Source organism: Natronotalea proteinilytica, assembly GCF_055379935.1.
Genome location: NZ_AP043947.1, coordinates 2,141,983 through 2,164,881, shown reverse-complemented (window position 1 = coordinate 2,164,881; position 22,899 = coordinate 2,141,983). Strand labels below are relative to the sequence as shown.

19 protein-coding genes are annotated in these 22,899 nt (G+C 56.8%); 9 read left to right on the top strand and 10 right to left on the bottom strand.

Annotated elements, in window-relative coordinates:
* Positions 1 to 113 precede the first annotated feature (113 nt).
* Entirely contained in the window at positions 114 to 416 is a 303-nt protein-coding gene (locus tag ACZ5AL_RS08560; RefSeq protein WP_464509953.1) for a GNAT family N-acetyltransferase, read from the bottom strand.
* Positions 417 to 575: 159 nt separating this feature from the next.
* Here ACZ5AL_RS08560 and ACZ5AL_RS08555 point away from each other — a divergent pair, with 159 nt between their 5' ends.
* Positions 576 to 1,097 (top strand): hypothetical protein, encoded by a 522-nt coding sequence (locus tag ACZ5AL_RS08555; RefSeq protein ID WP_464509952.1) that lies wholly within the window; start codon positions 576 to 578, stop codon positions 1,095 to 1,097.
* 24 nt (positions 1,098 to 1,121) lie between these two features.
* Here the strand turns inward: ACZ5AL_RS08555 and ACZ5AL_RS08550 are convergent, their stop codons facing one another.
* The 4 genes from ACZ5AL_RS08550 to ACZ5AL_RS08535 form a co-directional block, all read right to left on the bottom strand.
* Positions 1,122 to 1,577 (bottom strand): putative molybdenum carrier protein, encoded by a 456-nt coding sequence (locus tag ACZ5AL_RS08550; protein WP_464509951.1) that lies wholly within the window; start codon positions 1,575 to 1,577, stop codon positions 1,122 to 1,124.
* A gap of 895 nt (positions 1,578 to 2,472) precedes the next feature.
* Positions 2,473 to 3,075 carry a hypothetical protein gene (locus tag ACZ5AL_RS08545; protein WP_464509950.1) on the bottom strand — a complete coding sequence of 201 codons (603 nt, stop codon included), beginning with the start codon at positions 3,073 to 3,075 and terminating at the stop codon, positions 2,473 to 2,475.
* Positions 3,076 to 3,231: 156 nt separating this feature from the next.
* Positions 3,232 to 4,158 carry a hypothetical protein gene (locus tag ACZ5AL_RS08540; RefSeq protein ID WP_464509949.1) on the bottom strand — a complete coding sequence of 309 codons (927 nt, stop codon included), beginning with the start codon at positions 4,156 to 4,158 and terminating at the stop codon, positions 3,232 to 3,234.
* A gap of 736 nt (positions 4,159 to 4,894) precedes the next feature.
* Positions 4,895 to 5,407, bottom strand: coding sequence for a Uma2 family endonuclease (locus tag ACZ5AL_RS08535; protein WP_464509948.1), 513 nt, complete (start codon positions 5,405 to 5,407; stop codon positions 4,895 to 4,897).
* A 172-nt stretch (positions 5,408 to 5,579) separates the two neighbouring features.
* On the opposite strand from ACZ5AL_RS08535, the gene ACZ5AL_RS08530 reads away from it, so the two are divergent.
* The 6 genes from ACZ5AL_RS08530 (at position 5,580) to ACZ5AL_RS08505 (ending at position 11,569) form a co-directional block, all read left to right on the top strand.
* Positions 5,580 to 6,761, top strand: coding sequence for an aminotransferase class V-fold PLP-dependent enzyme (locus ACZ5AL_RS08530; RefSeq protein ID WP_464509947.1), 1,182 nt, complete (start codon positions 5,580 to 5,582; stop codon positions 6,759 to 6,761).
* Complete coding sequence (locus ACZ5AL_RS08525; RefSeq protein WP_464509946.1) at positions 6,754 to 7,851, top strand: RluA family pseudouridine synthase; 1,098 nt, start codon at positions 6,754 to 6,756, stop codon at positions 7,849 to 7,851. Before ACZ5AL_RS08530 ends, ACZ5AL_RS08525 begins: the two co-directional genes overlap by 8 nt.
* A gap of 82 nt (positions 7,852 to 7,933) precedes the next feature.
* Complete coding sequence (locus ACZ5AL_RS08520) at positions 7,934 to 8,410, top strand: PTS sugar transporter subunit IIA (RefSeq protein ID WP_464509945.1); 477 nt, start codon at positions 7,934 to 7,936, stop codon at positions 8,408 to 8,410.
* Positions 8,411 to 8,464: 54 nt separating this feature from the next.
* Positions 8,465 to 9,760, top strand: coding sequence for a histidine--tRNA ligase (hisS, locus tag ACZ5AL_RS08515; RefSeq protein ID WP_464509944.1), 1,296 nt, complete (start codon positions 8,465 to 8,467; stop codon positions 9,758 to 9,760).
* Positions 9,761 to 9,826: 66 nt separating this feature from the next.
* Positions 9,827 to 11,077, top strand: a complete 1,251-nt coding sequence (locus ACZ5AL_RS08510) for an endonuclease/exonuclease/phosphatase family protein (RefSeq protein ID WP_464509943.1) — start codon at positions 9,827 to 9,829, stop codon at positions 11,075 to 11,077.
* 63 nt (positions 11,078 to 11,140) lie between these two features.
* The gene (locus tag ACZ5AL_RS08505) at positions 11,141 to 11,569 is read left to right on the top strand and encodes a secondary thiamine-phosphate synthase enzyme YjbQ (RefSeq protein WP_464509942.1); all 429 of its coding nucleotides are present in this window, start codon (positions 11,141 to 11,143) and stop codon (positions 11,567 to 11,569) included.
* Positions 11,570 to 11,597: 28 nt separating this feature from the next.
* Here ACZ5AL_RS08505 and glgB read toward each other — a convergent pair whose 3' ends face one another.
* Positions 11,598 to 13,502 (bottom strand): 1,4-alpha-glucan branching protein GlgB, encoded by a 1,905-nt coding sequence (gene glgB / locus ACZ5AL_RS08500; RefSeq protein WP_464509941.1) that lies wholly within the window; start codon positions 13,500 to 13,502, stop codon positions 11,598 to 11,600.
* A 313-nt stretch (positions 13,503 to 13,815) separates the two neighbouring features.
* On the opposite strand from glgB, the gene ACZ5AL_RS08495 reads away from it, so the two are divergent.
* Both ACZ5AL_RS08495 and ACZ5AL_RS08490 read left to right on the top strand, forming a co-directional pair.
* Positions 13,816 to 14,499, top strand: a complete 684-nt coding sequence (locus tag ACZ5AL_RS08495; RefSeq protein WP_464509940.1) for an outer membrane beta-barrel protein — start codon at positions 13,816 to 13,818, stop codon at positions 14,497 to 14,499.
* 177 nt (positions 14,500 to 14,676) lie between these two features.
* Entirely contained in the window at positions 14,677 to 17,121 is a 2,445-nt protein-coding gene (locus tag ACZ5AL_RS08490) for a zinc-dependent metalloprotease (RefSeq protein WP_464509939.1), read from the top strand.
* Between the two features lie 310 nt (positions 17,122 to 17,431).
* Here ACZ5AL_RS08490 and ACZ5AL_RS08485 read toward each other — a convergent pair whose 3' ends face one another.
* The 4 genes from ACZ5AL_RS08485 to ACZ5AL_RS08470 all read right to left on the bottom strand — a co-directional run bounded on the left by ACZ5AL_RS08485 (position 17,432) and on the right by ACZ5AL_RS08470 (position 22,881).
* Positions 17,432 to 17,980, bottom strand: coding sequence for a spore maturation protein (locus tag ACZ5AL_RS08485; RefSeq protein WP_464509938.1), 549 nt, complete (start codon positions 17,978 to 17,980; stop codon positions 17,432 to 17,434).
* A 50-nt stretch (positions 17,981 to 18,030) separates the two neighbouring features.
* A complete protein-coding gene (locus ACZ5AL_RS08480) occupies positions 18,031 to 19,002 on the bottom strand; it encodes a nucleoside recognition domain-containing protein (RefSeq protein WP_464509937.1) in 972 nt (323 codons plus the stop codon).
* Between the two features lie 519 nt (positions 19,003 to 19,521).
* The gene (locus tag ACZ5AL_RS08475; RefSeq protein ID WP_464509936.1) at positions 19,522 to 21,138 is read right to left on the bottom strand and encodes a hypothetical protein; all 1,617 of its coding nucleotides are present in this window, start codon (positions 21,136 to 21,138) and stop codon (positions 19,522 to 19,524) included.
* 609 nt (positions 21,139 to 21,747) lie between these two features.
* Positions 21,748 to 22,881: an acetoin utilization protein AcuC gene (locus ACZ5AL_RS08470; RefSeq protein WP_464509935.1), complete on the bottom strand. Its 1,134-nt coding sequence runs from the start codon at positions 22,879 to 22,881 to the stop codon at positions 21,748 to 21,750.
* Positions 22,882 to 22,899: the final 18 nt, after the last annotated feature.

Genomic DNA, 22,899 nt, shown 5'->3' with positions numbered 1-22,899 from the left:
GACGCGCTTCGGGCCCTGGGGGCCCTTCGCTTGCTCAACATGACAGAACATTTGGTTTGAGATGCTTCAACGCGAGTCCACTCCATACCCTAACATTCAGGTGTGACACAGCACTACGAGCCGTTCTGCAGCACATCCTTTTGGTCTGGATGCTCGTTTAGATAATGCACCACATACGAGCAATACGGCACCACGCGCAGGTCATTGGCACGGGCATAGTCAATTACATGCTGCACCATCTCTCCGGCGATGCCCCGCCGCCGATATTGCGGGGGCACACCCGTGTGGGTGATCCCAAGCTGATTGTCTTTCTGGCGGTAGGTGACAACCGCCTCTTGCCCTTGCTCATCAAGAACGGCAATGAATCGGTTACGGGACGCGTCGTGCTCAATAGAAAGCGGACGAGATATAGACATGGCGTTAGGTGATCGTGCGTAAGCAAGACAAACTTCTTCGAAGGCCTCAACCATCTGACAGCAGCGTCAGACTCCGCTGCGTGACCGGTTGGAGGGCATCTTTTCGCATCGGGTATGAGTCCGTAACGCGTTTCTTTCTCTTTTGGTCACACTACCACCATGAACGTTTCTCACTACGCCGTTGTGCTGATGATCGCCTTGTTGTGGACCGGCTCGTGTAGCCTGAATGCCGCGTCTGACACTACCATGATGTCTGTCGATACAACCGAGGCAAAGCCCGACACCATAGCTACCCTGTACCTTGACCGCGACACGTTTGCATTGGATGTGCAGACGTGTATGCTTTCAGGGGAGACCGACGACGAAGCCCCTACCCTCTATGCCCTATACGAAGCGCCCGGCGCCACCCTTCATGTGGAAGCCACTCGGAGCCGCTTACGGGGCAGCCTCATCCATCGCATTGAGGCCACCCTGCGCGATGGCGACAGAGATCTGATGACCCATGTCGCAGAACGCACGTACGGCCTCGGCGCCTGGACGAGCCTCCGCGATGGTCCGGAAGAGCCCCTGCTTACCGTACACGGGGATACCCTCTCGGCCACAGGACGATTTGGCAGGCCCCATCCGAATGAACACGAGGCCCTTGTGGATGGCCGCCTCCACGCCGTGTGCCCGCAGTAATTTGACCGCCTTAGCCCTTCCCCGTCATGCTGAAAGCAACTCCATGAGCAGACCATAGGCAGCCGCATAGATGCCTGGCGCCTCACTTTCACGAGGGCCTGCTACGTTTAAGACAGCAATGTGGTGCGCGGCGCACCAGCGACGTATACTGGGCAGGGTGTCAGCGGTCTGCATACGAACGACCTGCACCGGACGCCCATACGCTTGGGCGCATTCCTGCGTATGGGCAGTGCCTCCGCGAAGCTCACCCTCATACAGAATGAGCGTGCCGTCACTATCGCGTACGTTCCACTCGGTCCGTTGGGCATAGCGACGGGTTGGGGTTTCGTTAAGGGGATAGCGAGCAGGAATCGTCCCATCTTCCGCCCGACGCCCTTTGGGACACCATCCCCCAACGGGAAGCTGCACGTCCAAGGCAGCATCTAGTGCCGCCCGGTCCACGCCCGTCTGCCCACCCGATATAATCCGTTCGATGGTCATTGTCTGTTAGCGGTAAGGCATTAAAAAACATTCTCCTCCAAAGATGATCGTCCCCGCGTTTTTCTCGTTTGTCATGGTGAGCGCCCTGGCCATAGGGCTAGTCCTTACACATAACTTCTTCGCTATGTTGTTCACTTAACGTTGGTTTCCTCCACCGCCCGTTCAATGAGAGCCTGTTGGATCCTACAACAAGAACCCATTTGGGCGTCTTCTCAGGGGAATAGTCGGGGGAATGGATCCTGAATCAAGTTCAGGATGACGTGTCGGGGGGACGGTGCTGGGAGACGAACGCTCCCTTTCAACCCAAATACCTCCCTCCCGAACGTCATCCAGATCCTGAATCGAGTTCAGGACAGGCAAGCGAGCCTGCGAGCGCGATCCAGGATCCAGAAAAGGAATCGGCCGCACGAGGTTCCGCTGGCGTCGTCCCTCGTTTTGGCCAATACGTTGATGATCCAGTCAACAACAACCAGTCAACAACAACCAGTCAACAACAAGTCCAGATTGCAACCCGTGATCAACGATTATCACCATCTCGAGTTGTGTGCATAGACTAGGGCCATAGGGAAGGCGTACGTTCAGTCTGGAATGGGCCCGTAACGTCACAGCGTGTACGTGTTTATCGACATGCCACAGATCGCCGGAGACGCAAGCGGTCTCTGGCTATGGGTTTGACTCGCATCGTGCCGTTCCATAGCCCGGGATCAGAAGCGGAGCGCTGGGAGCACCGCGACCGAGTACTCCTGGGGTGCAATCTTATGCCATCAAGCCGGGCAGCACCGTTCAGGGCGGGGGCATGAGATCGCCGCGTCAGTCGCAGGGCTCCCTCCTCGCGATGACAATTTTGAACGATACCATTCAGGTGTGACAGAGTAGTAGCCTCCAAAGACGCCGCCTACTCATCCAGGGCGGCTTCGATCTCATCCAGCCCCCAGTACACATCTACGATAGTGTCCTCTTCAGCACGCCAGGCCGTTACAGGAGCTGGGCTGTCTGAAACGATATCTCTTTCTTGAATCACGAAAAAAGGTATCCCGGGCTCTATATTTGTGTCGTTATCCTCCCAAAAAAAACGCAAAGCCTCCTGGTTGAGCCAGTTTTGCCCGGTTGATACTTCGTGGAAGTCGGTAATCGACTGCAAGTAAGAAAAGCCTTCTTCCGGATCCCAGTCAAGAGCGACACCACGGGTAACGAATACTCGGTCCTGTGATTTGGCTTTTTTACGATGCGCGTCAATGAACGCCCGGATGCTGTCATGGCGATCCAATTGTGCTACGACACACGAGCTTGCTGACACGTATGTCAGTACATACTCCGGACGCACCTGGTCTTCAGAGGGAAGCCGATTGCGGTGTTCAAGACCTACAGGCGTTCGATCATCTGTTGTGTCGGCTTCGGCCAACGCTGACGGTGTATCGGGCGTATCGTTGGTTTGAAGAGCACTGCCTCCAAGGAGCAAAATACTTACAAAGAGAAACGAAAGGGCGTTATGCATCATCGGTCTACAATGTGGATGGTTGGAAAGGGATCGGGTTGTTCGGCAACATAGCCGTCGGAGTCAACAAAGTGAAAAACACGGTCGGTTGTCCCCAAAGAGGCAACCATACCATTTTCGACGTTCACTACATACGTGTCGTACGTAATGGGTGAATGCTCACCGTGGGGGGTTCCAGTCGGCGGGTCGATATGCGTACTGTACAAGTATGTCATCTCCCTCCAGGGTGATCATACTCGCAAGGGCATGAGTGCCGGGAGCGCCGATGCCAACATGCGGACCACCGTCGATAGTCTTTACAGACAACTCTGTCGGGGTTACATCGGGAAATGAAATGGTGCGCTGATGGAGGCCGTCTTTGTACACATCCATCTCGTTTAGATACATATGGTCCGCAATCACCCATCCGTCCTCCATGCAGTGAAGGTGCCCTGCAATCATCACAGAGTGGAACATCGGATCAAAATCATCCAGGTAGTCGGGCATTTTTCCAAAGTGGTCGGGCGTATCATACGGAGGGGCCTTGCGAATAAGCACATGCTGGATGTCTTCATCATCGGAGGCGTACAGTGGGCGCAAATACGCGTATACGGTTTCACCCGAGAAGCATATGTCGCTTACCATTGTACTGGATAAAAGCCGTTCTGCCTTGTTGAAGTCAAAGGCTCCAGAGGCGTGAGCCTGAGTCGTAAAAAAGGACTGACGCCCATTTCCCTCCAATACACCAACGCGTCCGTCCGGCGTCGTAAACAGACGAGATGGCGCCATAAACTCGCCGGGCCCTTGTCCGCGAGTCCCGCTCTCATAGACGCGTTCGCCTGTCATGGCATCAACAGCGAGTTGGTATTTGTCACGGTCCAACGTATAGATCTGGTCATCATGAACCAGCACATCGGCCAAGTCGCCAAAGAATCGATCTTCAGGATCCTCCTCATGGCCAATTACGATGGTAGACTCGTGCTCCTCCATGATCCAGTCATAGGAATCGGTAAATTGCAACGTAGGGCCGTAACTGGCCGCTGTTGCGACACACAAAATTACGATACAAAGAAGAGCAAGCCCGTAGTATGAGCGCGATGCAAACATAGTGGCTGACTAAGGATGCGTGGGCAGTCTTGGTTGAAAATGGACCGCCTGACAGCACTAAAGACACACTAATATAAATGTCTGACTGTCAGGCCCGTTGATATTCAATGGACAGACAGACCTACTGGATTATTTCCCAGTCACAATTAGTCAGCCAACACCGCCATCCATTACCTTCACTTATAAATCTACAACCAAACCCGTCCATAGGAAGGCAAGATGCACCGCCATCTGAACATGTATGATTCATGCAACTGGAGGCTTGTGATTCAGAAAACAAATTTATCCCTACTACAGAGTCAAGGTTGTCTACATCCACAAGGATGACCTTTTCTTCACTAGCTTTTTCGGGCTCATCACCAATGTCAGGCCCGTCACTAACGGAGAGAAATAACCCCATGAATAAGGCTAGAGAGAGAGAGAGCTTTAAAAGTCATGACCAAAAAACTTTATTGTTTTAAGTTTACGAACACAAAAACTATATCAACCGTCACTTCCCATTGCAAACGCCCAGGAAACTATTAACAGTTCCTTCATTTTGTAATTCATTCTGGACGTGTTTTTGAATTGAGATACAGGGTGAGGAAGTAAATTGACACGTTTCCTCACGCTTTTTCAGTTACGCGACTTGTATCTGATCGCATTACACTTATTCTTGATTTTGGCCCATAAAATGGAAAGAAATTACGACTGTCACAGTCACCTTGAGGCCCGTTGACAGCTTACCCCTTTGGAGTCACCTGTCTGCGTCAATGTGACCCGGACACTCTGGCACAAGCTCAGACCGATCGATCTCCGCATCACGGTAGAACCGAATCTGCCCGTCATCGGTCACGATCCACACTTCTTCGGCGCCGATGGAGCGGTATAGGGCGCGTTTGTCGGCCATCTCTTCCGGCGTGTTGGAGGCGCTGAGTACCTCCACGCAGATCTCGGGCGCAAGTGTTGAGGGGTCGCCCGTGGCATCCATCTCGGCGAGTCGCTCCGGACTCATCCAGACGACGTCCGGTACCTTGACGCCTTCAGGCGTGGCAAGGGCGTACTCGGGAAAGCTCTCGCCCGATGGAGCATGCTGATCAATGAGAGAGATAACGGCCTTTTGAAGTTGGGAGTGACGGTTCCTATGTGGACTCAAGATCAGCTGGCCTCGATGGTTCGTTTCTACTTTGTACGGTAGGTCGCGCAGCACGGGGTCCTCTACGACGTCGTGCCAGCGTGCCTGGACTTCTGTCAGCGTCGCGGTAGCCATAGTATTTAATCATGTGGTACAAGAGTGAACAGCGATTCATACGTCCTTTACCAGCCAAGGTTGGCGCTGCGGAGCGCGGACGTCAGATCGCCAGACGTCGCGACCGAACCCGCTTCCGGCTGTGGCAGTACGGATGAGCAGCCCAAATTGCCACACGTTCCGATGTTCTGCAATGCCTACACCTGTACTCAACCCTCTCGTGCCGCCTGGCGATGTCGACGCGCTGCGCCGCCACTTTCCGCATACGGACGACCGCATCTACCTGAACCATGCCGCTACGAGTCCGCTGAGCCGAGCAGCCACCGAGGCAATGCAGACCCACCTGCAGCAGCGACAGGGATCCACACCTACGGCGCAGATTGATGACTTCGATTCGCTGCTTGCCGTGATCGAGGCTACGCGTACGCAGGTCGCCGATCTGCTTCAGGCGGATACGGAGCGTGTCGATTTTGCGCCCAACACCTCGGCGGCGCTCAACCTGCTGGCCGACGGACTCGACTGGCAGCCGGGCGATCGCGTTGCGGTGCCTGATTGCGAGTTTCCGACCAACGTCTTTCCATTCAAGAAACTGGAGGCGCAGGGTGTGACGCTCGACTTCATTCCGACCGAGCGGGGCACGTTTAGCGTAGACGACGTAGCCGCTACGCTTACGCCGGACACACGCCTCGTATCGGTGTCGTGGATTCAGTTCTTGTCGGGATTCCGGGCCGATCTGGAGGCGATTGGCGCGCTCTGCCATGACCGCGACATCCTCTTCTGTGTGGATGCCATTCAGGGGCTCGGGGCATTCTCGCTGGATGTGGAGGCTGCGCACATCGATTTCCTCGCAGCGGGCACGCACAAGTGGCTGATGGGCACGCAGGGGCTGGCCGTGTTCTACGTTCGCAGGGCGCTGCAAGAACAGCTCACGCCGCCCATCGGATGGCTGCACGGTCCGGTGAATTGGACGGAGCTGGATGCCTACGAACTCACCCTGCACGACGACGCTCGCCGCTTTCGCACCGGCACCATGAACGCGCTGGGCATCCTGGCGCTGCATGCGGCGCTGACGTTGCGCGATGCCTTTGGCGGAGCCCGTGCGGCCGAGCGTACCCGTCACCTGGCGCGTCGTTTGGCGGAGGGATGCCGCGATCTTGGCCTGGATGCCTACCTGCCGCATCCCCCTGAAAGCGGAATCGTGACGCTTGACGTGGACGATGCCGAATCCGCATACGAAGCGCTGGCCGACGAACGCATCATCGGGGCGTGCCGGAACGGCAAACTGCGCCTGAGTCCGGCGTACTACAATACCGACGCGGAAATTGACCACACGCTCGCTGCCCTCGAACGCATCTGCGCTCCCACCCATGCCTGACACTTCGACTATCGACTGGACCGCCCACACTAAGAGCGACGGCGACGTGGTTGAAATCCGCGTGCCCGATTCCTTTACCGCGATGCCCCGCATCGACAAGTTCTTGACGCAGTTCTTTCCGGATGCCTCGCGCACGAAGATCCAGCGCAGCATCAAACAGGGGCATGCGAAGGTGAACGGCGCGGACGTCAAGAAGTCGTATCCGGTGGAGCCGGGCGACCGCATTGTGTGCCGCGTGATCGAGAAGCCGCCCATGGAGGCGGTGCCCCAGGATCTGCCACTCGATGTCGTGTACGAAGACGACGACCTGCTCGTGGTGAATAAGGCAGCCGGACGCGTGGTGCATCCGGCGCCGGGTCACCGCGATGGGACGCTCGTGAATGCGCTCTTGCACCACGTACAGGGCGAGCGCATGAGCAAGGACACGCCCGAGATGTCGGATGACGATGTAGGGCTTTCGGTGGTGAACGCGCTGCCAAACCGTCCCGACCACCCGGTGATTCGTCCGGGTATTGTGCATCGCCTGGATAAGGGCACGACGGGGCTGCTGGTGGTGGCAAAGCACGATGTGGCGCACCGGCATCTGGCCCAGCAGTTCAAGGCACACACCATCGACCGGCAGTACGTGGCGCTGGTGTGGGGCACGCCGCGTCCGCCCGAGGGCACGATCACCGGTGCCATTGGCCGTGATCCGCATCACCGTACGCGCATGGCGGTGGTGGATGCGGAGCAGGGCAAGCCGGCCACCACGCATTATACTGTGCAGCGCAGTCTGGGCGATGTATCGCACGTTGCGTTTACACTGGAAACGGGGCGTACGCATCAGATCCGGGTGCACGCGGCGCACGTCAACCATCCCATTCTGGCTGATGACACGTATGGCGGTGCGCACATCCGCTATGGACAGCAGGGTGGCAAGCGGCGCACGTTCTTCGATCGGCTGTTCGAGACGCTCGGACGTCCGGCCCTGCACGCGGCGCACCTCGGCTTTACACACCCAACCACCGAGGAGCGCCTTACCTTCGAAGCGCCGCTGCCCGACGATATGCAGACGGTGTGGGCGCAGTTGAACACGTACGCGACAACCTGACGGATCGTCCGAACCGCAAACCGGGGCACGCATACGAGGGGTTGTGTTCGTGTTCCTTCCTCACGGATTAACTTCTGCTCCTGTGTCTACTCCCGAAATCAACCAGTTGCTGCATTCCGATCGCATCCGCGTGGGCCTTTCGTGCGATACCAAACAAGACGCTATCAACACGATGGTGGACTTGCTCGAAGGCAACCCGTCAATCAACGAACTGGCCACCGTTCGCGACGCGGTTTTTGAGCGTGAAGCCACCATGTCCACAGGTGTGGGTAAAGGCTTGGGCCTTCCGCATGCCAAAACCCCGGCCGCCACGGAAACCATTGCCGCATTTGCCACGATGGCTCCGCCCATTCCATTCGACGCGATTGACGATGCGCCAGTCGAGTTGATGTTGCTGCTTGTGGGCCCGACCGCCAACACGTCTCTGCATATCAAAGTGTTGGGACGTATTTCGCGGCTGGTGAACCGCCCGCCGATTCGCGAAGCGTTAATCAACGCCACGAATCCTGAAGGCATCCTCGATACGTTGAAAGAAGCCGAATCGCGGCTCCTTACCTAATCCGTTGATCCGAGCCGTTCGTCCATACCGTTTCACTCCATCCATTCTGTCTCTGTGAGCACCTTCCAGCACATTAAAGGCACCTTCGACATTCTGCCCGACGCCTATACCAGCGGCGATACCCGCATTGCCGCGGCGCATGAATGGCATCATGTGGAGGCGACCCTGCGTGCTGTAATGACGCGTCACAACCTAGAGGAAATCCGCACACCTATTCTGGAGCCCACCGAACTGGTAGCGCGTGGCGTGGGCGAGCATACCGATATCGTAAGCAAGGAAATGTTCGCCTTCGAGCGAAGCGGCACGCACTACGTGCTGCGTCCGGAAATTACGGCGCCGGTCACGCGGGCCTTTCTAGAGCACCACCTGGAGCAGCGTGGGGGTGTGCAAAAGCTGTTCTACATCGGCCCCTGTTTTCGGGCTGAGCAGCCACAAAAAGGGCGCTACCGGCAGTTCCACCAGTTTGGCGCGGAAATCATTGGAGCGGATACGCCCCGTGCCGATGCCGAGACCATTGCGCTCATGCTGGCCTGTTACCGTGCGTTTGGTCTGAGTGGGATGCGCCTCCGCCTGAACACCCTGGGGGAGCCTGCCCACCGTGCGGCGTTTCGCGATGCACTCGTCGACTACCTGACGCCGTACAAAGACGACCTCTCCGAAACCAGCCAGCGGCGCCTCACCACCAATCCACTGCGCATCCTCGACACCAAGGTGGAGCACGAGCAGCGCCTGCTGGAAGACGCGCCCACGCTTTTCGATCATGTGGATGCAGACGCCCGTGCCCATTACGATGCCGTAAAGCAGCATCTGTCCGATCTCGACATCGCCTACGAAGAGGACCCGATGCTTGTGCGGGGCCTGGATTACTACTCGCACACTGCCTTTGAACTAGAGCACGATGCGCTTGGCGCGCAGAGCGCCCTGGCCGGGGGCGGACGCTACGACGGGCTGGCCCCGGCGCTTGGCCACGATGGCCCTCTTCCTGCATGCGGATTTGCGGCAGGCATGGAGCGGCTGTTTCTGGCATTGGATGAGCAGGACTACGACTATCCCGATGCGGAGACCCCCACCGTATTCTTTGCGGCATTGGGCGAAGAAGCCGAGGCCTGGGTTTTTAAGACGGTGCATGCGCTTCGCAACCAAGGCATTCACGCGGCTCATGACTTGAAGGGCCGCTCGCTAAAAGCTCAAATGCGCGAGGCCAATCGTCAAAATGCCCCGTTCACCGCCATCATTGGCGGCAACGAACTCGCCGACGGCGCTGCCCAGCTTAAGCACATGGCCAGCGGCGACCAAACGGCGGTAGACTTCGACAACCTGGCAGCCTATCTGAAAGAGGTATCGGCCTAAAATCGCAGTCGTCCCGGTTTTGAGCACGTACACGCGTTTACTTTCTGTTTCCCCCTTTCTTGATCTATGCCAGAACGGATTGTTCATCTTCTCGGTACGAGCCTGGTACTCATTGGACTTCTTGGGCTTATGGGATGTGACGCCTCCCAAGATCCGTCTGATACGTCTGCGGAACCGCTTCGTGTCATGACCTACAACATCGAGGACATGCGTACAGATGCGTTGCGTCGTACGGATCATGCCCGGATGCAACGCGCTGCCGCGATCATACAATATCTGCAGCCCGATATTCTGCTCGTGCAGGAGATGACCTACGATCAGCCCGGAGCGCCCGGCTATCAAGAAGGAGAGCCCGAGGGACAAAACGCACGCCGGTTCGCCGAAAACTATCTGGCTACCCCACAGGCCGATTCGCTTGAAGCCCTCTCCTTTCAGGCGTTTATGGCCCCCACTAACACGGGCGAAGCAAGCGGATACGACCTCAACCGCGATGGCGAGGCAGTAACCACCGTTCCCGACATTCCCGCAGCCCCATCCGATACCGAACCGCCACCTCAGAACGATGAGGGTCGTGCGTATGGTGAGGACGCCTGGGGATTTGGCACCTTTCCTGGACAGTATGCCATGGGCCTGCTCGTGCGCGATGGGCTGGACATCCAGGAAGATGAGATACGCACGTTTCGGCTGTTCGCGTGGAGCGATATGCCCGATGCTCGTCGCCCCGTCGACCCCGAAACCGATGAACCCTGGTACGATGATGAGGTCTGGGACGAGTTTCGCTTAAGCTCAAAAAGTCACTGGGACGTGCCAGTCGAACTGCCAAACGGAGCGGTGCTTCACGTATTGGCTAGCCACCCCACGCCGCCCGCGTTTGATGGCCCCGAGCAAAGAAACGTCTTGCGCAACCACGACGAGATTCGCTTCTGGGCCGACTATCTCGACGATGCTGCCTACATCTACGACGACTCCACGCAAACTGGGGGATTTGCCGATGATGCTCCGTTTGTAATCATGGGCGATCAGAATGCGGATCCGTCGGGTGGAAGCAGTGTAGAGGGGGCAATTGAGCAGATTCTTGAGCACCCCCGCGTGCAGGCGCTTCGTCCGGTGGCTACTGAGGACGGTACACAGGCGTTTCCCGACCTGGAGCCCGATCACACCGCCGAGTGGGGCCGACGCGTAGACTACGTGCTGCCGTCGCAGACACTCGACGTAGAAGATACCGGCATCTGGCGTCCGCTCGACCGCGACCATGCCGGGTGGGCCAGCGACCACTTCCCGGTCTGGGTCGATCTGTATCCGCCCCGTGCTGAGTGAGCCCTGTCATGCATGCGCTTTTAGGTACGTACACGCTGCGCTCTCAATTTACCTGAACTTCCAATGCATTGGACGCAACGCACGCTTACGCTTGATCCCTATCCACGCGGCGTTCATCTCATCACCGACGCTGTAACGGAGGCCCTGCCTGAACTCGCGCAGGTGTCGGAAGGCATGCTACATGTCTTCATCCAGCACACCTCCGCGTCGATTGCGCTGAACGAGGCCGCCAGTCCCGATGTGCGAGGCGACCTGGAACGGCACCTCAACCAGATGGTCCCCGAGAACCAGCCGTATTACGAGCACACCCTCGAAGGCTCCGATGACATGCCCGCACACATCAAAGCGGTGCTGATTGGACCGGGGCTCTGGCTCCCGGTATCGGATGGCGAGTTGGCGCTGGGCACCTGGCAGGGGCTCTATCTTTGTGAGCACCGCAACCACGGCGGGCGTCGTACCCTCATGCTCACGTTGATGGGGCCTGAAAGGTAAAGTGTTGCTAAGCGCACAGACCGTGTGCCTAGCGTGCGAGCGGATTGTACGGGGCGAAGTCCGATTGATAGTCGGGGGAAAGGACGAGCACACCAAGCGGAGGTACGACGAGCGAAGCCGAGGCCGGCTGCCCGTGATAGCCGTTGGATGTAGCTTCCACCTGCCCTGCATTGCCCACACCACTGCCGCCGTACACATCGGCATCGCTGTTGAGGCGTTCTTGCCACATTCCGGCATGGGGTAAGCCTACGCGGTAGTCGGTGCGCGCCACAGGCGTCATGTTCAGGATAAACACGAGCACCTGATCGTTGTGGCGGCGCAGATAAGCCAAGACGCTCTGCTCCCGATCGCCATAGCTAATCCATTCGAACCCGTCTTCATTGTCGCGCCAGAGGGCTGGGCGACGCCGATAAAGCGTGTTGAGGTCGGCCACCCACTGCTGAATGCCTGCGTGGAGCGGCTCCTCAGCCAAGTGCCATTCAATCGAGTGGTCGTGATTCCACTCGTGATGCTGCCCAAACTCGTTCCCCATAAACGATAGCACTTTACCGGGGTGGCCATATTGATGGGCGTAGAGTAGGCGCAGGTTGGCCGCCTTCTGCCAGTCATCGCCGGGCATCTTAGCCCACATCGATTGCTTGCCATGCACCACCTCATCATGCGAGAAGGGCAGCATGTACTGTTCGGAGAACGCCCAGCTGAGCGTCCATGTAAAATCGCCGTGGTGGTACTTGCGGTGAACAGGTTCTTTCTCGAAGTACTCGAGCGTATCGTTCATCCAGCCCATATTCCACTTGTAGAGGAATCCGAGTCCGCCATGGTCCACTGGGGTGGTCACTCCAGGCCATGCCGTTGATTCCTCGGCAATGGTCATGGCGTTGGGGAAGCGCTCGTACACCTGTTTGTTGGTATCTTGCAGCAGACGAATGGCCTCCAGGTTTTCGCGCCCGCCGTGCTCGTTTGGCACCCAGTTATCCTCGCGCGAGTAGTCGCGGTACAGCATAGAAGCTACCGCATCGACGCGTAGTCCGTCAATGTGATAGCGGTCGAGCCAGAAGAGCGCATTTCCTATCAGAAAGTTGCGCACGCCGTTGCGTCCGTAGTCGAACACATAGGTTCCCCAATCGGGATGGTTGCGCATACGAGGGTCGTCGTACGCGAAGAGGTGCGTACCATCGAAGTAGGTGAGTCCTTGGGGATCGGTGGCAAAGTGGGCGGGCACCCAGTCAAGCAACACGCCAATGCCATGCTGATGCATGGTATCCACAAAGTGCATGAAGTCCTGTGGGCTTCCGTAGCGGAATGTGGGAGCGTAGTAGCCCAGCGTTTGGTAGCCCCATGAGCCGTAGTATGGATGTTCAGCCACCGGCATCAGTTCGACGTGGGTGTAGCCCATGTCGGTAACGTACTCGGCGAGCGGTTCCGCAATATCGCGATAGGAATACGATTCGCCGAGGGCCGCGTGCTTCCACGAGCCCATGTGCACTTCGTAGATAGAAACCGGCTCGTTGAGCGTATCAGGACCGCGGCGATGCGCCATCCATTCGTCGTCGTCCCACGTGTAATCGTCCAGGTCAACGATGATCGACGAAATGCCCTCGTATGTGTTTTCAGCGGGGGGCTCCAGGGCAAATGCAAACGGATCGGTGCGGTCGAGCGCCTCGCCATTGGCGTTGATGCGATACTTGTAGCGCGCTCCTGTTCGGGCAGAACGTACATAGGCTTCCCAGAGTCCGCCGCCGGCATCACGCAATGGATGCGCATCTGCAGACCAGTCGTTGAAATCGCCCATCACTGATACCGAATCTGCGTTGGGTGCCCACACCCGAAACCAGGTGCCAGCCGGATTGGCGTGCGCACCCATCCAGGTGTAACATTGGTAGTCGGTACCTTCATTCCAGAGATAGCGTTGATCGGCAGTAAGACGTGGCATAGGCAGGAGGGACCAAGGCCCGGCAGAGTGAGCAACGATACAAATCAACAGCCCTTTCGAGGGCGCAGCGTGTGCATGTGCCCAGCGCAAACTCGAAAGTGCTTGTAGGTAGGACGTTTAAGATACACACTATGGATTCATTGTCAACTCACCTGTGTGTGTTGGATACGAATCTGCAACGGTGTTAGACCTCACGTTTGCTTGGAGCCGAGTGTTTGCAAGGGGGTATTGATGCTACATTTCAACATTCAAGGGCGACGTTGCGATAGTGCTGTGTCACAGGTTGAAGTTGGATCTTGCCTTCCCGTTCTTAATGTTATTCATTCTACACGTTTTTACACTTAATGTAACCATGCGCATCTTTTGTGCTACGCTTTTCAGTATTTTTGTAATCGTTGGCGCAGTCCCAGCGAATGCACAGCTTCAAGACGTTTCAGAAAACCGGATCCAGATATACGGAGCGGGTGCATTGATGAGCCCGTATGCGCCTGAGCGCTTCAGTCAACCTTACCACGCCGGATACGGAGGGACCATGGGGATTGGTATTACGCTAACGCCAAACTGGGAGCTTTCGTTGAAGGGCAGCTACACGTCTCTCAACTTAGATGAAGATGGGTATCGGTTATTCTCTCCCGGATCTACAACACGCCCCTTTAACGGGGGGATGCAGATCTACACGGCTGAACTGGGCCTGAAGTACCTGATTGCGATAGAAGGAAGCTGGGCCCCTTATTTCATTGCTGGAGTGGGAGCCTATCATCGAGAGGAACAAGATATTGAGGTGATAATCGTCGAACAATCATACACTTCCATGAACGGAGGGTCTCGAACATTACAGGGGGGATTCGCCGGCTTTGGGCTTGCATACCGTATTGCCGATCCGATAAGCGCCTATGTGGAGCCGCGATATGTTGCCACGACAAGTTTTGGATCAGTGAATGACTATATGATGGACCATGCTTCCATGCAAATAGGCGTACTCTTCAGTCTGCGCTAAGCACCTGTTTGAGGGGGGATCATATCGTCTCGTTCGGCTTCGCTTAAAGGCCATGCATTCATGTAATACAAGCGTGGCTGGTGTCATGAAAGCACCCGCCCGGAAACGATTCCATGTTCGGTTGGCTTCAACAAGGCGGTGTACGTTTTTCCTTTTGTCTCATTCGTGTAACTATTTATGCTTCACCGACTTCTTCCCGTGGTGATGGCTGTTGCCCTGGTGCTTACCGGCTGTGCAGCATCCGAATCTGCGGTTTCTAATGATAATGATGATCCTCCACCGTCGCCCTATGAGGAAATTGTCACTGATGCCGAGTCTGATGACGGGCTCTTTACCACGCATGTAAAAGACGAACAGCTCTTTTACGAAATCCCGGACTCGCTCTTCGGGGCCGAAATGCTAATGGTAACGCGCATTGCCCAAACCGCCGATAACATCGGCTATGGCGGCGAGAAAGCGAACACGCAGGTACTGCGGTGGGAGCATCGCGGCGACAAGGTGCTACTACGGCGTGTAAGCTACGACAATGTGGCGGATCCCGACCTTCCGATCTACGAAGCGGTGCGTAACGCCAACTTCGAGCCGATTATCATGTCGTTTGATGTGGAGGCCCGCAACGACGATGACTCTGCTGCAGTAATCGACGTAACCCCGCTCTTTACGACTGATGTCCCGGCGCTGGGCATGCAGCAAAACCGGCGCGAGCAGTTTCAGGTGCGGCAGTTGGATGCTACCCGAACGTTCTTTGAGCGGGCAGCCAGCTACCCAGAAAACATTGAGGTGCGCAACGTGCTCACATACAGCGCGCAACAGCCGCCCTCGAACGCGTCGACCAACTCCATCTCGCTGAAAATGAACCACTCCATGGTGCTGCTTCCGGAGGAGCCCATGCAGCCGCGTGTGTGTGATGATCGCGTGGGATACTTCAGTGTGAACCAGGTAGATTTCGGGCGTCCCGAGCACCGTGCCGTTGAGCGCTGCTACATCACCCGCTGGCGCCTTGAGCCGTCTGACCCGGAAGCGTACGAGCGTGGCGAACTGGTTGAGCCCGTCGATCCGATTGTGTTTTACATCGACCCGGCGACACCAGAGCGGTACCGCGAGCACCTGAAGCAAGGTGTTGACGATTGGCAGGTGGCCTTTGAAGAGGCCGGCTTCAAGGATGCGATCATGGCCAAAGACCCGCCTACCGAGGAGGAAGACCCAGAGTTTAGTCCCGAAGACATTCGGTACTCAGTCATCCGTTACTTTCCGTCTGAGATCCCCAACGCGTACGGTCCACACGTACACGACCCACGCAGTGGCGAAATTTTGTCGAGCCACATCGGGTGGTATCACAACGTAGCGAACCTGCTGCGCAACTGGTACTTCATCCAGACGGCGCCCTCGAATCCGGATGCCCAGACCGTCGATTTTGATGATGACGTAATGGGTGAACTCATTCGCTTTGTATCCGCCCACGAGGTTGGCCACACGCTTGGTCTGCCGCACAACTGGGGTTCGTCGCACGCTGTACCGGTCGATTCGCTTCGGTCGCCCACCTACACGGCTGAGCATGGCACAGCCGCATCCATTATGGACTATGCGCGCTTCAATTACATTGCGCAACCGGAGGATGGCGTAGAGAACTTCGATCCGAAAGTAGGGCCGTACGACAAGTGGTCAATTGAGTGGGGCTATCGGCTTATTCCGGGCTATGACGACCCTGACGAAGAACACGAGGTGCTGAACGAGTGGATCACTGAACGCGCCGACGATCCCAACTACTTTTACGGCGGTTCCAACCCGTTCGGAGCCGATCCGCGTTCGCAGCGCGAAGCCCTTGGCGATGATAATATGGAGGCGAGTGAGCTAGGCATCGCTAACTTGCAGCGCATTGTGCCCAATCTGGTAGACTGGACCTACCGCGAAGGCGAACTCTACGATGATGTGGATGAGCTGTATGGCGAGGTCGTAACCCAGTGGAACCGGTATCTCGGCCACGTAACCACCAACCTGGGTGGCGTCTTCGAAACGCATAAGTCGTACGACGAAGAGGGGCTTGTGTACGAAGTTGTACCGCCCGAACAACAGCAGCGCGCCATGGATTTCCTGCTGGAGTATGCGTTTGAAACGCCCGACTGGTTGCTCGATGAGGACGTGCTGCGTCGCATCGAAGACAGCGGTGCCATTGAGCGCGTGCGTAGCGTACAGGTTGGCGTGGTTGACGACGTGCTCGACCCGATGCGTCTGGCGCGTCTGGTTGAAGCCGAGGCGATGCACGGCGCCGATGATGTCTACACCGCGCTGGATCTCTTCGAAGACCTGCGATCTGGCTTGTGGTCCGAACTGGCCCAGGGCGAAACGATCAACTCGTATCGCCGGGCGTTGCAGCGGGGCTACCTCGAACGCATGAACCACCTGCTCAACGAGGAGCCGGATATGCCAGGAGGCGCCCTTGCCGACTTCTTTGACCTCACGTCGGTAGATGTCGCCCAATCTGACATTCGCCCCTATGTGCGCGGCGAGCTTCGCGCCCTGGAGCAAGAGATTGAGCAGGCCATTGGTCGCACTACCGATCGGGCCACCCAGTTGCACTTGCAAGATGCGCTTGACCGCATTAGCAGCACGCTGGATGGATAATGATCGGTGTAGTTGATGTTTGGCTGGAGCCATCCGCCGAATATATTACCTCCACGGTGCTGCCCTTTGACGGGGCAGCACCGTTTTTTGATGGGGCCGTTGGTAGTGGATAGACGCTAAATGATAAGGTGGTTGGAGACCGCAGTTTTGTCTTGTTCGACCCCCCCTCTCCCTACGGGTTTCTCCCCCTTAGCCAAGGGGAAGATGTCGAAGACAGAGGGGGTTTGAGCGTGTTGCGATGATGTAAACCACATGTCAATCACTTAATATCTTACCGCTACCGGGCCGTTGCAACGAAGCCATTAGTTGCTCATCCGCCAAAGAGGAGGCGCACCACGTATACCGAGGCCACCACGCCGACGCCATCGGCAAAGAGGCCGGCCGGTACGGCGTGGCGCGTGCGGCGTACGTTCACCGCGCCAAAGTACACGGCAATCACGTAAAACGTAGTTTCGGTGGATCCAAACATAGTGGCGACCATCTTCACAATCAGGGCATCCTCTCCAAACTGCTCGACCATATCAGCCACCAAAGCCGCCGAGCCAGAGCCCGTAAGGGGGCGCATAATCGCCATAGGCACCACATCGGCTGGTATGCCTACGATGGCAAGAACTGGATCCAGCAGATCTACGAAAAAGTCCATGGCTCCAGAGGCCCGAAACATGCCGATCGCAAACAGGATAGCCACCAAATATGGAATAATCATCACAGCGATCTCGAAGCCTTCTTTGGCGCCTTCCACAAAGACCTCGTAGACGCGCACGCCTTTGATGAGCCCATACAAGGGAAAGCCTACCAGAATGGCAGGAAGCACAAAATAGGAGAGAATGCTAACGGTGGTACGAATCAGCTCAAGCATAGAAGTAATAGGTGGAGACGGAAGAAAAAGAGGTAGGAAAGCAGGCCGTGTTACGAAGCGTTCTTCATCGGATCAGTATCCGAAAACCGCTTCATGCGACTGAAGAAAATAGCTCCAGCAATGCCAGCAACGGTGGTAAGCGCCGTTGCAATGGTAATGGAGAACACCAGTTCATTGACCTGAAGCCCCATGATAGCCACGAGCAATACGGGGGGCACCAGTTGCACGCTTGATGTGTTGAGAGCCAGGAGCATAACCATGGAGTTGGTGGCGGTTTCTTTCTCGGGGTTCTCCTCCTGGAGTTGCTCCATGGCTTTGATGCCAAGCGGCGTAGCGGCATTGCCTAGCCCAAACATGTTGGCAAGCATGTTGAGTGAGATGGTGCCCAGCGCCGGATGATCTTTGGGAAGATCGGGAAAGAGCGGACGCAATACGGGCTGCACGAAGCGAGTAAGTGTGTGAATGAGTCCGCCCTTTTCGCCAATTTTAAGCAGGCCGAGCATAAGGGCGAGCACGCCAATAAGTCCAAGAGCCAGTGAGGCGGCTGTTTCCGCAAAGTCAAGTGCGGCTCCGGCAATATCGTTCAGCTTACGGAAATGCACGGGCTCGAAGGTCAGCGTCCCCGCCATTGCTGCGGTCGGGGCATCAGACAGACGAGCTTCAGCGCGAATCGGATCGCTGGTGTCGTCGCCATAGAAGTCGCGCATGTCCTGCCACGGCTGCGGGAGGGCTATACCGCTTCCGAACACCACCTGATTGCCGTCTTGCGTCTGCACGAATTGTCCTTCGTAGCGAGGCTCTGGTGTATCGGCCTCAGGATAAAACGTGGCAAACGCCGTGGTGTCGATATGTACCGTTACCGCCTGGCGACGAGCATCGGCATCGTATACCTCGGGAAAGGTGAGGGTGACCTCAAACGCCTCGGCATTGCGATAGCGATCGGTGGTAAGTTCGTGGACATCGGTGGAGACTGCAAACACCAGGCTGATAATAATCAACCCGGCCCAGATGTAATTCAGCATGAGCAGCAGAGGAGGACAGCAGAAGCAGAACGAACTGCTCACAGCATACGGAACGTATCCCCACAAGTGCTACCGAACTGTGTTTGAAAGATGGGTAGTGATTAAATTGTACGTGATCGTTCCCGGTCTGGAAGATGCGGCCGCATGACTCGACACGTTGTGGCGCTCCCTGTGTGCCTTTAACGCCTCCCCTCCGTAGGCACGTGTTGCGAGGCTTCACTGCGTTCAGCATGACATGGGTAGTCGGCTTCGATGCGCAATGGATGCGCAATGGATACCCAATAACCGCCCGGGATATCCGCTTCGCTTCTGATCCCGGGCTAAGAACCTGTTTTGATTTCTTAATTTGGGCTGCGATCGGCTCCGATGGGCTGCAAAGGATCCCCCGGTATCGGCCCGTAGCCCCGGCTACGAACCGCTACCGTGGTGTCCTTTTCGCCTCAGCGGCGCTCGCTCTCGCCTTCAAACCAAAACCCAAACAGGCTCTAAGAGTTAGGGACAAGATGAAGGAATGCTTTACTACTGTGCCTCTACTTCAATGCCGATGTCCTCCACATCGTCTACGCCAATCCGGTCGACTTCTTCGCCGTCTTCAGAGATAATGATGTAGTAGGCAGGGGCGTCCTCTTCGATATCGTCTTCGGCGGCCACCACCTCTACATCGCTGATGTCGTCGGCGTCTTCACCTGAGAGGAAGTCGACGACAGCTGCGGTTTCGCGAATTTCGACGACGGTGCCGGAGTGCGCGTTGACGAAGGCATTGCGGGTCACGTCGGTGTTGTCGGTGGGAACGACTTTGGCGTGCCACCAGAGGTCGCCATCCACAACCGTCGGGATAGGCTCAACGACGCTAAACTGGCCTGAGGAGCGGGCGGTGTCCCAGTCGGTACGGGTGTCTTCGGCACGGATGATGCCCATGGCGCGTTCGGGGCCAAGCAGGGTTTCGGTGCCGGTTTCGAAGAATTGCATGTCGCCGGTGTGACTATCGAAGAACCAGACTTCGTCGAGGCCGCGCGTGTCGAGACCGGCAGGCTCCATGGCATAGACGTAGCTCATGCGTTCGCCCTGCAGGTCAATCACAAAGGGCTGGCTGTTGCCTGCGCCTGCTGGTAGGCTGGCAGGCTCGATCACGCCTTCGTAGGTACCAATGGCGGGCATCACGTTGAGAATACCGCCCCGGTACTTCAGCGATTCTGCGTAGCGGCTGGCGTTGTAGAGTGGGAAGAGCCGCTGGCCGTCGAGGACATCGGAGGCGCGGGCTTCATTGGGGGTAAAGTGCTCGATGGTGCCATCCTGGTGGACAAGCGCAACACCCTCCCAGGTGGGGGTGGTGTGGGGAATGGGAAGTAGGTGCCATTCGTGACCGGTTTTCGGGAAGGCCATATAGGCTTCGCCGTCGTGCGTAAACTCGATGGGATCGTCGCGATACTGCACCCAGAAGTCTGATTTTTTGAGCTGCCAGTCGGCGGAGCGATGCAGTATCATGTTCTGTCCATACGTGAACGGATGCTCGTCAAACGCCCGCATCTCGCGGTCTTCCATGGCCGTCATATCGCTGAGCAGCACCCCCCGCTGGTTCCCCTGAAGCCGGTTTCGGAATTGGTCGGGCTGAATGGGATAGCTCCATGCGAGGCGTCCGTCCTCCATGCGGGCGATGTCAGAGATGCCTAGCTGATGCTGCCGGTACGAAACACTACCTCGCGTCTGAATGTCGGCGACGGCCTGCGGCACGATGCGGGGATTTTCTTCGTTGGCCCGAGGGAATTCGGCTTCGGCGGTGGCCTGCTCCATGGCCTCGGTTGCCAGATGACGATCTTCAAACGTTCCGCCGAGGTTACCCAGTGTGAGGGCGAGAAAGACGCCAGCGATTACGCTCAGGCTAAAAAGGGCCGTTTTCGCATCCCGAGATGAGACGTCCTCCTTCGTAACATTGAACGGTGGAAGCAAATAGAGAAGGAGGCCGGTTAAAAGTGGTATGCCTACGACATAAATTGTGCTCGGGCTGTAGGCAATGCCATAGATGACCGGATGAAAGAGGGGACGGAGCCACCAGATCACCGCGCCTAGCAGGGTTACAATGAGAAGGCGACTGCCAATGCGGGCAAGGTTTATGTCCGTCGCAGATGCGTTGCTCATCTCTGCAGTGTTTTGTGTTTGCCGTAGGATAGCGGATGATGCAGTGGCACGTTTGACCACTGAATACACTGAATTGGTGGACCGGGGCTGTGTTTGTTAAGAAGGCATGGATGGTGGTGCTGGAGTTCTTCTGGAGATGCAACTAGATCTCGCCTGCGTGACTTTGCGGAACGTGTATAGCCATCCGTATCATTTTGCATAGCCTTTCCCACTATGGAAACATGGGAGCACAAAATATATTAGCTTATTGATGTTGTCACGTCAGTAACCTTCATCAAACAGCCCCTACATCATGAAGGACTTTGTAGAGCAAGACGTGAATCAGAACGAGATACAGGCATTTCCCGTGACTCGATAGTGCCTGAAATCAGAAGAATTTCTAGCACTGGTTCAGGAGACGTCCGATGTCATCCATTCTTCGATATTTGTCTCCCCTCAACTTCAGGATAATCACGTCGGAACAGGAAGAGCGCCAGGAAAAACAGCCCACGTCCCTTGATGAGAAGACCGTTCAAGCGTTTATTGCCTCGCAGCGCGAGCAGACGGAGGTGCAGCGCAAAGAATTAGCTGTTCGAGAAAGAAATCGAACTAAGCGAAAAGCACGCAACGTCAATACCACATCGGGGCGATACGCTCCAGGGCGCGTTTGCTAACTTGTCGGTTCTGCTCGACAATCGCCGGGCGACGCTCAATCTCGAAGGAACGGTCGGCATCGTGTAGGGTCGGTGTAAGCGGCGACTCGGAGACCTCGCTCCACGTATCCAGCCATGACGGGGGAAGCGCCTCGGGCAGCGCAGCATTCCGTACCCGATGGGCCAAGAGCGCCCAAATACGCACGGTAGCATCCGGCTGATAGCCGCCGCCGAGCGTGAAGAGCGCCCGTCCGTCGGTATACGTTTCGGCGAGTTCTAACAAGCGTTCGAAGAGTGCGTCATAGGCGTGTGTGGTGAGCAGCAAATCGGCGAGCGGATCGCTAAAGTGGGCATCGGCCCCGCACTGAATGACGAGTACGTCGGGCACGTACCGTTGCAACGCAAAGGGAACCACCCGCTCAAACGTCTCCAGGTACGATTCATCGTCGGTAAAGGGCTCCAGAGGGATGTTCAGGGCAGTTCCTTGGCCGGCTCCCTTGCCCATTTCATTTACGTGCCCTGTGCCGGGGAAAAGATAGCGTCCCGATTCGTGCAGACTGATCGTGAGCACCCCGGGATCGGTGTAGTGTAGAGCCTGCACGCCGTCACCATGATGCACATCGATGTCGATATATGCTACGCGCAGTCCCTCGTCGCGCAACGCTTGAATAGCAATAGACAAGTCATTGTACACACAAAACCCCGATGCCTGACGCTTATGCGCATGGTGCAGTCCACCGCCTAATTGCAACACGCGCGATGCTTTTCCATCGGCAATGAGGTGGGCTCCGTGCAGCGTGCCTCCACAAAGGGCACGCGCTGCTGCATCCATATCGTCGAACGTAGGCACATCGGACGTATTGAGCCCGAAGTCGCGCACGTTGGCGGGCAGATCACCCGTGGAGCAGCGCTCGACTGCCTCCACAAATGCGTTGTCGTGCACAGTGCAGATATCGCCCCGCGATGCAGCAGGGGGAGCCGTGAAGGACACCTCGATTGGAAGCGCCTCCAGCAAGCTACAGAGCATGCGCTGCCGGTCGGGACTAAACGGGTGCTCGGGACCGAAGAAGTACGATAGATACGATTCGTCGAATAGAAGCGGGCACGACATAGCGATGAAGGATATGAA